Raw genomic sequence first — 12,519 nt, 5'->3', positions numbered from 1 at the left:
TGGTCTTCAGACGCCCGAGTTTAGCTTGACTCAGAGCGCCGGGTCTTCCCACAGCCGTCGGTAGTAGTCGATGCGCAGCGGGTCGGGGTCGACGCCGTAGGCGGCGAAGAAGTCCGGCTCCCAGTTCCGGCCGGGGTAGTTCCAGCCCAGTGACAGCGTTGCCACCGCCAGGTCGGCCCACCGGTCAGCTACGCCGAGCTCACCCAGATCCACATGTCCGCAATAGCGGCCGACGTCGTCTATCAGGGTGTTGGGGGCGCAGGCGTCGCCGTGGCAGACCACCAGGAGGTCGATCGGCGGTGGATCTGCGAGGTTGCCTCGGTGCGCCGGATGCAGCACGGGCAACCGGCTGGCCACCGACCAGTCGAACGGACACGACGCGACCGGCAGGCGGTCGTGCATTGTGCGCAAACCCACAGCGATCGCAGCGACCGCGACAGCCGGTGCCGCCTGCCAGCGGGGGTGCACCGCGGACACCCCCCGCAGACCGCGGGTGCGCAGCCAGGCCCCGTCGGCGTGGACGCCGAAATCGATGACAGGAGGCACCGGGATGTGGGGCGCGGCCCAACGCAACCGGTGCGCTTCGGCCGTGAAGTCGCGCGAGTGGACCCCGCCCACCTTCACGAACTCCGCACCGTCACCCACCCGGAAGGTCACATCGCCCAGCTCGTTGCGCCATACCGCGCGCACCGGCCGCCCGGCGGCCAGTCGGTGCACCAGGTCGGGGACCGGGGGCGGCGACAGCGGGAAGGACAAGACTCACCTCCTTTAGCTACGCGTTTTGCCCAGTTGGGGTATCTGGCAGCCCGGAGCACTAGGCTGAATTGCTGTGGAACCTGCATACGGCACCGCCATCACCCTCGCCCGAATGATCTTCCGCTTGCAGGGTCTCAAGATCACCGTGACCGGGGTCGAGAATCTACCCACCCGGGGTGGCGCCGTGGTCGCAATCAACCACACCGGTTACCTCGACTTCACGCTCGCGGGTTTGCCGGCCTACCGGCAGGGTCTCGGGCGCAAGGTGCGCTTCATGGCCAAGCAGGAGGTTTTCGATCACAAGATCGCCGGCCCGCTGATGCGCTCTTTCCGCCACATTCCGGTGGACCGGGAGAGCGGCGCCGCGTCGTATGCCGCGGCCGTCGACAACCTCAAGGCCGGTGAGCTGGTGGGCGTCTACCCCGAGGCGACGATCAGCCGCAGCTTCGAGATCAAGGAATTCAAGACCGGCGCCGCCCGAATGGCGATCGAAGCCGGCGTGCCGATCGTCCCGCACATCGTCTGGGGCGCCCAGCGCATCTGGACGAAGGGCCATCCCAAGAAGATCTTCCGGCCCAAGGTGCCGATTCAGGTGATCGTCGGCGAACCGATCGAACCGACCCTGTCCACCAATGACCTGACCGCGTTGTTGCACTCCCGCATGCAGCACCTGCTGATTCGGGCCCAGGAACAATACGGGCCGCATCCGGCGGGTGAATTCTGGGTGCCGCGGCGCCTGGGCGGCGGCGCCCCGTCGCTGGCCGAGGCGGCGCGCATGGACGCCGAGGAGGCGGCGGCCAAGGCGGCTCGCCGCGCGGAGCGGGCACACCCCACGGGAGCCCCGGAGCAGTGACCGATGGCGGAGCCCATTTACCGCGCTTGCGAGATCCTGGCTCAATTGCTGGTCCGGGCCACCGGGACGCAGATCACTTTTGTGGGCGAGGAGAACATACCCGCCCGGGGCGGGGCCGTGGTCGCTATCAACCACACCAGCTACGTCGACTTCATACCGGCCGCCCTGGCCATGCGCCGTCGGCACCGGCGGCTGCGGTTCATGATCAAGGCCGAAATGCAGCGGGTGAAGATCGTCGACTTCCTGATCAAGCGGAACGGTGCGATCCCGGTGGACCGGGGCTCCGGCGCCGATGCCTACGCCGCGGCGGTGCAGGCGTTGCAGGACGGCGAGCTGATCGCGGTCTACTCGGAAGCGACGATCAGCCGCAGCTTCGAGCTCAAGGACTTCAGGACCGGCGCGGCACGAATGGCCATCGAAGCCGGTGCGCCGATTGTCCCGCTGATCGTCTGGGGCGCCCAACGCATCTGGACCAAGGGTCTGCCCCGACAGTTGGGGCGCAAGAAGGTGCCGGTCACCGTGGCGGTGGGCCGGCCGCTGCGGGCGGAGCAGGACGTCGCGCGCACCAACGACGTACTGCGGGAATCGATGACTGTGCTGTTGCAAGAGGTGCAGCAGCACTATTCTCATCCAGCCGGCGAGTGCTGGGTGCCACACCGGCTGGGCGGCGGGGCGCCAACCTTGGACGAGGCCGCGCAGATGGAAGCTGAGGAGATCGCGGTGAGAGCCGCACGCCGCAAGCCGCATCAGTCGCGGTAGGGGTTGAAGGAGAGTCAACAAATGGCTGAGCCATTCTTCCGTTTCATGGAGTTCTTTGTTCCGTCGGTGGTCGCGTTGAACGGGAACAAGATCACCTACCAGGGCTTGGAAAACATCCCTGCGAGCGGCGGCGCCATCATCGCCCTCAATCACACCAGCTATGTGGACTGGATCCCGGCATCGCTGGCCGCCAAGGAACGCAAGCGCCGGCTGCGCTTCATGATCAAGGCCGAGATGCAGGAGGTGAAGTCGGTCAACTACGTGATCAAGCACACCCAGCTGATCCCGGTGGACCGCAGCGTCGGGGCCGAGGCCTACGCGGTTGCCGTGCAGCGCCTCAAAGAGGGCGAGATCGTCGGCATGCACCCCGAGGCCACCATCAGCCGCAGCTTCGAGCTCCGCGAGTTCAAGACCGGGGCGGCGCGCTTGGCGATCGAAGCGCAGGTTCCGATCGTGCCGATGATCGTCTGGGGCGCCCACCGCATCTGGCCCAAAGACCACCCGAAGAAGTTGCTGCGCAATCGCGTTCCGATCAGCGTCGCAATCGGCCCGCCGTTGTGGCCGCGGGGCACCGCCGAGGAGTTCAACGCCGTCCTGCGCCAAGCTATGGAGGCGATGTTGCACTGGGTGCAGGAGCAGTATCCCCACCCCGAAGGCGAATACTGGGTACCGCGAAGGTTGGGTGGCAGCGCACCCACGCCGGACGAGTCCAGGGAATTCCGCATCGCCGAACTGGCCGAGCGGGCGCAGAAGCGAGCCCAGGGCGGCGCGACGCCGCGCAAGCGCAGAGAAGGGAACCGAGCTGACAACACCGGCCAGCCGTAAGCCTGCGCTCATCGGGTGCGATGTCGATGGCACCCTGCTCAACGACGAAGAAACCCTCAGCCCGCGCACGCGTGCCGCGGTGCATGCCGCGGTCGCCGGGGGAGCGCACTTCGTGCTGGCCACCGGTCGGCCGCCCCGCTGGATCAGGCCCGTCGTGGAGGCCCTCGGGTTTGCGCCGATGGCGGTCTGCGCGAATGGCGCCGTCATCTACGACCCCGAGCACGACCGGGTGTTGTCGGTGCAGACGCTGTCCGTCGAGACCCTGGCCACGCTGGCTGACATCGCCCGACGAGTCATTCCGGGCGTCGGGCTGGCGGTTGAGCGAATCGGCGAACGGGCCCACGACACCGCGACCCCGCAGTTCATCAGTTCCCCGGGCTACGAACACGCGTGGCTCAATCCCGACAACACCGAGGTGTCCTTCGACGACCTGTTGAGTGCGCCGGCGATCAAGCTGCTGATCCGCAAGGCCGGAGCTCGCAGTGCAGACATGGCGGCCGCGATGGCCGGGCACATCGGCGATGTGGGCGATCTGACCTACTCCACCAACAACGGTCTGCTGGAGATCCTGCCGCGCGGCATCAGCAAGGCCACCGGTCTGCGGGAGGTCGCCGAACCGCTGGGCATCGCCGAGTCGGAGGTGGTCGCTTTCGGCGATATGCCCAACGACGTGCCGATGCTGCGGCAGGCCGGGCTGGGCGTGGCAATGGGCAATGCGCACCCCGAAGCGGTGGCCGCTGCGGACGAGGTCACGGCACCCAACAGCGCGGACGGCGTAGCGCAAGTGCTGGAGCGTTGGTGGTCTTAGCCACCCGGACTGCGACGATGTGGGAGACTGCCCGCGTGTTCAGGAATGCGGGTCAGGATGACTGGGGACTAGAGGGGACCTAGTGGATTCCGAAGCAGACCCGCCCGAGGGCGGCGGGACCGAGGAGACCAAGCCCGAGCCGCGTGAGTCGGCGGGCGATCGCCCGCGCCGGAGTTCGTTCGGCGCCAACCGGCCGGACAAGGGTGCGCCGCCGCCGGACAAGGCTGCCCCGGCCCCGCCGAAGGATGCGCCGGACGAGTTGCCGGGCGGGCTCGGTCCACCGCTCGGCAAGCCCGGCAAAGACTCCGCGCCCAAGCTAAAACCCCTGGGCAGCATCCAGTTCCAGGACGCCGCCACGACCAAGCCCAGGCCGCCGACACCGGCCGAGTTGCGGGCCCGCAAGAAGCACGAAGAAAAGCAGCGCGAACTCGAAGAGGCACGGCAAGCCGCCGAGGCCAAGCGGCAGAAGCAGAAGCGCATCCTGATGGGTTCGGCGGCCGCCGTCGGCGTGGTCGGCCTCGTGGCGGGTGTCGGTTACTGGTTGCTGAGGCCCGATAATGTCACCGCGCAATGCGTCCAGGACGATCCCAACGGCCAGCCGGTGATCGTTCCCGACAGCTACTGCACCGGTCATACGCCGGGCATGAACGGCTTCTTCTTCTGGGGTGGGCATTCCTACCGCTACTACTACGGCAGCACCGGTTCGATCGGGCAGCGACCGATCGGGGGATCGACCAGCATCCCCAAGGGGGCGAACGTCACCACGAAGTCGGGCACCACGATCCAGCGCGGCGGCATCGGCGGCAGCGGCGGCAAGGGAGGCGGCGGCTCGTGAAACGCGCCAGGTCCCAGCCGCGGGCGAACTGGCAGTCGATCGTCGAATCGCAGGGACTCGTCTACGGAACTCCGGCGCGCGACGCCCGCGGCGCCGACCGGCCCTACTGGGACGAGTCGGTCTATTACGAGTTCGAGATGGACGAGATCCTGGCTCTGGAAGCCGACGTCGAACTCCTGCACTCGATGTGCCTGAACGCCGTCGAACAAGTGATCCTGATGGAGCGGTACGCGGATTTCGGCCTGCCGGAATGGAGTTGGCCGCACGTCGCTGAATCGTGGCGCCGCTCGGATCCGCATGTTTACGGCCGCTTCGACCTGCGCTATGACGGCCGGCGCCCCGCGGTGCTGCTGGAGTACAACGCCGATACGCCCACCACGCTGCTGGAAGCCGCGATCCTGCAATGGTATTGGCTCAAAGACAAGTTCCCCGCTGACGACCAGTGGAACTCGTTGCACGAACAACTGGTCGATCGCTGGAAAGCGGTGCGGGATCTGTTGCCCAGCAACGAATTACACTTCGCCTGGTCGGGGGTGGAGGCGACCGGCGAGGACCAGATCACCACCACCTACATGCAGGAGACCGCGGCGGAGGCGGGATTTCAGACCGTCGGTCTGTTGATCGAGGACGTCGGCTGGGACTCGGCGCTGGAGCGATTCGTCGATCTGGAAGAAGAACCGATCCAGGCGATTTTCAAGCTGCACCCCTGGGAGTGGGTGCTCGACGACCAGTTCGGCAAGTACGTGGTGCAGACGCTGCCGCAGACGATGTGGATCGAACCGTTGTGGAAGACGCTGTTGTCCAACAAAGCGATTCTGGCTTTGCTGTGGGAGATGTATCCGGGACACCCGAACCTGTTGCCCGCCTATCTCGACGACCCGCACGAACTCACCGAATATGTGCGCAAGCCGAAGCTCGGACGCGAAGGTGCGAACGTCACCGTCGTCGGGGCCGGCATGGAGACGGCCACCGGCGGCTTCTACGGCGAAGAGGGATTCGTATACCAGTTGTTGGACCCGCTACCGGAGTTCGACGACATGCGGCCGGCCTTGGGGGCGTGGGTGGTCGGCGATACGGCTGCGGGTCTCGGCATCCGCGAGACCGCCGGACTCATCACCGATGATGGCGCGGCGTTCGTTCCACACCGAATTCCACTGAGATGAACCTATGAACGGAGCTGATCTTCGATGACGACGACGATTGTTGCGCTGCCGCATTCAGACTACTGGAGTTGGCTGGGGCGAGGCGCCGGTGCCATCGTGCTCTACTCGATCCTTGGGCTGGTGCTGATGATCATCGGCTTCTACGCCATCGATCTGACCACACCGGGGCCGCTGCGCAAGATGGTCAACGCGGGTAAGCCGAACGCCATTCTGGTGGCCGCGGCCGGCATGGTCAGTATGGCTTTCATTGTGGTGGTTGCCATCTACTCTTCCTCGGGCAATCTGCGCGAGGGGCTGCTGGCTTCGGCGGTGTTCGGGTTGGTCGGCATCGCCTCGCAGGTGGTGATGATGCGGATGGCGACCGTGGTGATGGGCATCGATATGGAGGCGCTCTTCCACTCCGAGGAGTTCGGCTACCACGCCCTGATGGTGGCGGCGGCGCAGTTCGCCCTGGGCATCGTGGTGTCGGTCGCGATTCTGTGAGCGCGCAGCGCTAAGGACCGGGTTTGATCGACGACGCCAGCTGTTGCGGGATGGAGTTGAGTAGCAGCGGAACGATTCCCGAGAACGGCGTGCCGAAAATCTCCTCGGTGAACGGGAAACCGGGAATCGGTCCTGATCCGGGCAGGCTGATGGTCGCCGACGCCTGATGGGGAGGAACGAGTATCCCGTCGGCGGGTAGGTGCAGGGTGATCCCGACCGTCTGGGGCAGGAAACTCGGCAGATTCGTCGGCACCAGGATGGTGGAATCGATGGGCGTGTTGCCGTTGAGGAACGCGTCGAGGGCGACGGCTGGAGCGTCTGCCAGCGCACCCACGGCCCCCACGTAGTTCCCGGCCTGCCACGCTTGCTGAATCGTCTGGGCGCTTTCGGCGAGCGCATCCCAGGTCGCCAACGGAGCGCCTGCCGCGGCATAGGTGAGCACCAGCGGCAGTCCGAAGAACGCGCTGACGGTACTGGTCGTGGGGTTGGCGATCGGCACAGTCAAAGCGGCTGAGATAGTCGGATCGGACAGCGTGGCAAGGATGTTGGTGAAGTTCTGCGCCATCTGCCGCGGAATCGACGGTGGCATCAGGTTGGTGAGGAATTGCGCGTCCTGGCTGGGAATGGTCATGGCGGTGAACACGTCCCCCAACGGCCCCAACAGAATCGGCTGCATCGTGACGGTGGCGGTCGTCGTCGCGAAGTTGAAGTCGAACGTCAGATTCTCGATGTTGAACCCGGTGACCAAGAGTTGAGCAGTGGCCTGCGCGAGGTCCGACACCGCGATCGTGTAGTTGCCGAGCGCGACTTGCTGGAAGGCCGTTTGAAGACCGAGATCGAAGTTCGGCAGGCCGGCTCTCAAGCTTGTGGCCGCCTGATTCATTGTGCTGCCGAACAATTGGGCATACCCGAGCTGGGTGGAGATGACCTGCTGGGTGTAATACGAGGCGTTGAATGCCAGCAATTCGTGGATTGCGGCGGGGACGGTCACGGGCAGATTCGCCACGATGGTGGGGAAGTTCTGGATGTCGGTGGCCAGCGCGGCAGCGATCTGCCGTGCGTAGGACTGCTGGTTAGCCAGGAACTGCCGCAGCAGCGGGAACGGGTCGGCGGCCCAGTTGACACCCAGGGATTGCAGATTGGTGGCAGTATTGACGATCAGCTGCCCGTAGGCGCCGCCCGGGAGCACGGCCGGCCCGGACGCCCCAGCGCCCCGCTCCGCCCCCAGCAGCGTCTGGGCCGGTGTGCCGTCGGCGAGCGCGAGACCTTCTCTTGCGTTGGCGATCTCGGTGCTGAGGTACGCAGCGGCTGTCCCGTGCAGCAACTCCACCAGATCGGCGTGATACGTGGCCATCTGGTTGCTGAGGGCTTGGAATTCCTGGCCATAACCGGCGAACAGTCGCGAGACAGCGGCTGACACCTCGTCTGCGGCGGCAGCTGCGACCGTAGTAGTCGGTGCCGCCATCGCCGATGTTGCCTCCTGCAGGGTTGAGGCGAAACCCGCCAAACTCCCAGCTGCGGTGGTGAGCAATTCCGGTGCTACGGCTATGAACGACAAGGCGATTCCCTCCAGCGGCGTTTGACTGCTTCACCCGCCCGGTGACAAGGAATGGAGGATACTGCCCCGTCTGCCTTTGCGTCGCAGATCGCGAAGATAGGGACACTACGCCGCCAGATTCTTCCGGTACGTATCCGACGGCGGAGACGACGGCGGGGTGGACGAGGCCCGCGCCGGGAGCGCAGGCCGGGGGCTGCGCGCCGGGCCACCACGTCGTGCCTGCAGGAGATTCACTCCTGCGTTCAGGACCTAGGTACGGCCGGGTGACATCACGGGTGGGTGACGCAATCGCAGACCGGGGCTAAGCAGCCGGCTTGATCGCCGCCGCGAGCTGTTGCGGCGTGTAGTTCACCAGCAAGGGAATCAGTCCCGAGAACGGCGTACCGAAGATCGTCACGGGAAGTGAGAGAGCAGGTGTCAGGGGGGCTTGGGGCACGTTCACCGTCGCGGTGGCCGGATGGGGAGGAACAAGGAAACCGTCGGAGGGTAGGTGCAGCACTATTGCGACATTGGCGGGCAGGAAGTTCGGATCCAGGCCAGTCGGCACGTTGATGGTCGTATCGATGGGGACGTTGCCGTTGAGGAAGCCGTTCAACGCCGCCGCCGGCGCCTCGAAGAGCGTGTTGGCCGCCCCAAGATAGTTGCCGGCCGCCATGGCCTGCTCGAAACTCTGAGCGCTGCCGGCGATCGCATTCAGCGTCGCCAGCGGAGCGCCCGCAGCGGCATAGGTGGCCACGAGCGGCAGCCCGAAGAAGGCTTCGAGGGTTCCGGTCTGTTGCAGGACAGCCAGCCCGGCTTCCGCTCTGATGCTGGGGACCGTGAGCGTGTTGAGGATGTTGGTGAAGTTCTGGGCCATCTGTCGCGGAATGGACGGCGGTATCAGGTTGGTGAAGAACTGCGCCTCTTGTCCGGGAATGTTCATGATGGTGAAGAACTCACCCAGCGGCCCGAGGATCCGGGGATTTATCGTGGCGGTGAAGCTGAGGGTGGCCAGGTCCACGACCGTCGAAACGGGCCCTGTATCGACTCCCGTGACCAGCAGGCTGAATGCGGCCCGTCCGAACTCAGAGACGGCACCGGTGTAGTCGCCCGTTAGCAGGGTTTGGGCAGCAACCTGAAGCCCCGATGCGAAGTTCGGCAGCCCTATCGCCAAACCGTTGAACCCGTTGATCGCCGAGGTGACGAATGTCTGAGCGAAGCCGGTTTGCGTGGCGACGAACTGCTGTGCAAACAACGCGCCGTTGAACGACGAGGCTTGCTGGACGGCCGCTTGGATGTTGGTCAGCAGACTCGGCAAGGTGGTGATGACGGTGGCGATTTGCTGTGCGTAATCCGCTTGATTGGCCAGGAACTGCCGGGATAGCGGGAAGGGATCGGCGGCCCAGGCGCTGCCCAGTGCCTGCAAGTTGGTGGCCGTATTGGCGACGAGCTGCCCGTAGGCGCTGCCTGGAACGGCGGCGGCCGCGCTGGGCGAATTCACGAGAACCATTCCGGCATTGGCGATTTCGGCGTTCAGGTAAGCCGTCGCGCTGCCGCCGAGCAAGCGCACGAAGTCGGCGTAGTACGAGGACGCCTGGGCGCTGACGGCTTTGAACTCCTCCCCGAAGCTGCCGAAGACGTGCGCGACCGTGGCCGACACCTCATCGGCGGCTGCGGCCGCGATCCCGGTCGTGAGAGCCGATGCCGCCGTAGTTGTCGCCTGCAGCGACGAACCGATACTCGCCAGATCTCCCGCAGCTGCCGTGACCCAATCCGGCGTTGTGACCAAGTAAGACATGGTCGAATCCCCTCGAATGACTTCCCCGCCAGGTGCAGCGTAATGCGCGGCGTCGTTCGCGCGCAGGGGATTCGGCGATTCTCAACGCCGGTTCAGGCGCAGTGGCACCGAGATCGGTCCGCGCAGCGACGGCGTGGTGCTCCATCGCACGGGCCCGGCGAGTTCGAGGCCGTCGACTTCGTCGAGTAGGCAATCGATGGCCGCCGCCGCCTCGAGGCGGGCCAGATGCGCTCCTAGGCAGAAGTGCAGGCCGTGCCCGAACGCCAAATGGCCGGTGGTATCGCGGTGGATGTCGAAGCGGTCGGGGTCGGCGAACTTGGCAGGATCCCGGTTGGCTGACGCGTAGAACAGCAACGTCCTTGCGCCCTTTGGGATTACCACGTCATCGACCCGGTAGTCAGTGGTGGCGGTCCGCGTCACCCATTGCACCGGCGAACCCCAGCGGGCCGTCTCTTCGATCGCCGCGGGCAGCAGGCTGCGGTCGGCCTTCAGCTCGGCGAACAGATCCGGGTCTTGCGCCAACTGAACCAGCAGCACACCCAACAGGTTGGTCGTCGTCTCGTTCCCCGCGACCAGCAGAACCAGCACGTACAGGAAGGCCTCATGATCGGTCAACTCGCCCGCCGCCATCGCCGCCTGCAACCGGGTCAGCAGGTCGTCGGCGGGATGCTCTGCCCGCAAACGTAATTCGGCGTCAGAGAAGCTGCGCAGTCGCAGATAGGCCTGCATTGCCGATCCCATCAGCCGCACGACCTCCGGCAGCGAACGGGGACTGAACATTTGCGCAAACCGTTCCGATACCGACCGGAATGCCGGCCACTGCTCCCGCGGTATCCCGAGAATCTGCGCGATCACGTTGATCGGCATCGGGATGGTCAGCGCCGGAACCATGTCGACCACCTCGCCGCGGCTGAGGTCCGCGACCGCCGCCTGGGCCAACGCTTGGATATCGCTGCGCCACGTCTGCACCGCACGCTTGTTGAACAGCGGCGCGACGATGTGCCGCAGCCGGGTATGGTCCGGCGGGTCGGTGAAAATGACCATGCTTGCCACGAACGAGCGCAACATGATGCCGTCCCTCGACGTGAAGGCGGCGCTGTCCCGGACGATGGTGTGCACGTCGTCGTAGCGGCCGAGCATCCACACGCCGAGCCGCTCATTGACCGTCACCGTGTGCTCCCGAAGCCGTTTCAGCTCCGGATACGGATCGGCGATGCTGCGCAGGAGCGTCGGGTCGAACGTGGTGCGCGGTACCGAGGCGGGGGCCGAATGCGGCCGTGGCCGGCGCAGGTCGCGGTATCCGCCGGTCGCGACGGGACGCCACAGGTCGGCCACCGAGCTGCGGGCCGCCGAGACGAGCGCCAGTGGAGCGGGCCGAAGCAGATCGGTTGCCATGAACAAGACGGTAGAGTGGCGCCTCGAGTCCGGTAATGCTCGATTCGGACACACATTTGATATTTTCGGACGCATGCCGGGCGCCGAAGCTCAGATCTGGGACGTCGCGCTGTCGTCGGCCACCGGTCGGCACATCCTGGAAACGGCCCGGCGGCACGGCGTCGACGCAGCGGTGTGCCTGTCGGGCACGGGCCTGACCACGGCGGAACTACACGATCCGGCCACCGAGATCTACGCCAGCCAGGAGCTGACGATGATGCGCAACCTGATCGGCCGCCTCGGTGACCGACCCGGGCTCGGCATGGAAACGGGGATGCAATACAACCTCGCGGACACCGGGATCTTCGGCTATGCGCTGATGGCCAGCCCCACCTTCGGTGATGCGATCGACGTCGCGTGCCGCTACGCCGCGCTGACCGATTCGTATCTGTGCCTGGCCGCTCCTGAGGTGACGGCTGCCGAGGCGGTGATGGTCTTCGACGACAGCCGTATTCCACGAGATGTCCGGCGGTTCGTGATCGAGCGGGATTTCGCGATCATGCTCAGACTGTTGCCTTTGTTGCTGGGAACCAGCGCCACCCCGTTGACGGTGCGGATGGAGCTGGCGGATCTGCAACTGCCCGTCAGCACCGTCGAGTTCGACAATCTGACCGTCATCGTGCAGACCGGCCCTCGCAGCGCGCTGATCATGCCGGCGGACCTGATGCAGCGCAGCATGCCCGCTGCCGACGCGCAGACCGCCGCGATCTGCATCCGCCAATGCGAAGAGCTGTTGAACCGGCGACGCACCCGCCGTGGCTTCTCCGCGACCGTCCGCACCCGGCTGATCCAGGATTCCTCGGCGATTCCGTCGATGTCGGTGATCGCCAACGAGCTGTGTATCACCGAGCGCACCCTGCACCGACGGTTGGCCGCCGAGGGCACCAGCTATCGCGCGCTGCTCGACGAGGTGCGTGCGACGTTGGCCGGTGAGTTGTTGAGGTCCGGGCTCACCGTCGAGGAGACCGCACAGCGGCTCGGCTATTCCGAGACGCCCGCATTCACCCGCGCACACATTCGGTGGAACGGGCATCCGCCGAGCGCGCGGAGGCGGGTCGCACCCCGGTGAACCTCTCGGCCGGCATCTTGGCGTGATTCTTGCGCGCCGGTCCAGGGGCTGGTGAGCGGAGGAGGTGGTGGCGCGCGCCGTGTCTTGCGCGTCGGTGGCGAATCGGTTGATCTTGATCACGAAGATTGTGAGGCTGTGCGCTGGTCATCGGGCCCAATATATGAGCGAAATGACCGCCGGTTTCTCGTTGGCTGTGACT

Annotated in this window: 12 protein-coding genes; 8 read left to right on the top strand and 4 right to left on the bottom strand. The window is 65.7% G+C overall.

Translation table 11 applies throughout. The features are described 5' to 3' along the window. Positions 1–30 precede the first annotated feature (30 nt). The gene (locus JX552_RS30265; protein ID WP_205875454.1) at positions 31–756 is read right to left on the bottom strand and encodes a phosphotransferase; all 726 of its coding nucleotides are present in this window, start codon (positions 754–756) and stop codon (positions 31–33) included. 73 nt (positions 757–829) lie between these two features. On the opposite strand from JX552_RS30265, the gene JX552_RS30260 reads away from it, so the two are divergent. From JX552_RS30260 to JX552_RS30230, 7 genes are all read left to right on the top strand, one after another. After that, the gene (locus tag JX552_RS30260) at positions 830–1,609 is read left to right on the top strand and encodes a lysophospholipid acyltransferase family protein (protein WP_205875453.1); all 780 of its coding nucleotides are present in this window, start codon (positions 830–832) and stop codon (positions 1,607–1,609) included. A gap of 3 nt (positions 1,610–1,612) precedes the next feature. Beyond that, positions 1,613–2,368, top strand: coding sequence for a lysophospholipid acyltransferase family protein (locus JX552_RS30255; protein ID WP_205875452.1), 756 nt, complete (start codon positions 1,613–1,615; stop codon positions 2,366–2,368). Between the two features lie 21 nt (positions 2,369–2,389). Then, a complete protein-coding gene (locus JX552_RS30250; RefSeq protein ID WP_205875451.1) occupies positions 2,390–3,193 on the top strand; it encodes a lysophospholipid acyltransferase family protein in 804 nt (267 codons plus the stop codon). Next, positions 3,171–4,001, top strand: a complete 831-nt coding sequence (locus tag JX552_RS30245; protein ID WP_205878766.1) for an HAD family hydrolase — start codon at positions 3,171–3,173, stop codon at positions 3,999–4,001. Before JX552_RS30250 ends, JX552_RS30245 begins: the two co-directional genes overlap by 23 nt. 82 nt (positions 4,002–4,083) lie before the next feature. Continuing rightward, complete coding sequence (locus JX552_RS30240; protein ID WP_241010775.1) at positions 4,084–4,836, top strand: hypothetical protein; 753 nt, start codon at positions 4,084–4,086, stop codon at positions 4,834–4,836. Beyond that, on the top strand, positions 4,833–5,999 hold the full coding sequence (locus JX552_RS30235) for a glutathionylspermidine synthase family protein (RefSeq protein WP_205875450.1): 1,167 nt from the start codon (positions 4,833–4,835) through the stop codon (positions 5,997–5,999). Before JX552_RS30240 ends, JX552_RS30235 begins: the two co-directional genes overlap by 4 nt. Positions 6,000–6,023: 24 nt before the next feature. Then, on the top strand, positions 6,024–6,482 hold the full coding sequence (locus JX552_RS30230) for a DUF350 domain-containing protein (RefSeq protein WP_205875449.1): 459 nt from the start codon (positions 6,024–6,026) through the stop codon (positions 6,480–6,482). 10 nt (positions 6,483–6,492) lie between these two features. Here the strand turns inward: JX552_RS30230 and JX552_RS30225 are convergent, their stop codons facing one another. From JX552_RS30225 to JX552_RS30215, 3 genes are all read right to left on the bottom strand, one after another. Continuing rightward, positions 6,493–8,040 carry a PE family protein gene (locus tag JX552_RS30225; protein ID WP_205875448.1) on the bottom strand — a complete coding sequence of 516 codons (1,548 nt, stop codon included), beginning with the start codon at positions 8,038–8,040 and terminating at the stop codon, positions 6,493–6,495. 301 nt (positions 8,041–8,341) lie between these two features. Further along, positions 8,342–9,817, bottom strand: a complete 1,476-nt coding sequence (locus JX552_RS30220) for a PE family protein (RefSeq protein WP_205875447.1) — start codon at positions 9,815–9,817, stop codon at positions 8,342–8,344. Positions 9,818–9,898: 81 nt separating this feature from the next. Next, complete coding sequence (locus tag JX552_RS30215) at positions 9,899–11,212, bottom strand: cytochrome P450 (RefSeq protein ID WP_205875446.1); 1,314 nt, start codon at positions 11,210–11,212, stop codon at positions 9,899–9,901. Here JX552_RS30215 and JX552_RS30210 point away from each other — a divergent pair. Next, the gene (locus tag JX552_RS30210; RefSeq protein ID WP_205875445.1) at positions 11,211–12,320 is read left to right on the top strand and encodes an AraC family transcriptional regulator; all 1,110 of its coding nucleotides are present in this window, start codon (positions 11,211–11,213) and stop codon (positions 12,318–12,320) included. The two genes, JX552_RS30215 and JX552_RS30210, sit on opposite strands and share 2 nt — an antisense overlap. Positions 12,321–12,519 lie beyond the last annotated feature (199 nt).

This window comes from Mycobacterium gordonae (genome assembly GCF_017086405.1).
Lineage (GTDB): Bacteria > Actinomycetota > Actinomycetes > Mycobacteriales > Mycobacteriaceae > Mycobacterium > Mycobacterium gordonae_D.
The sequence above is the reverse complement of the archived record's forward strand: the minus strand, read 5'-3'. Positions and strand labels throughout refer to the sequence as shown.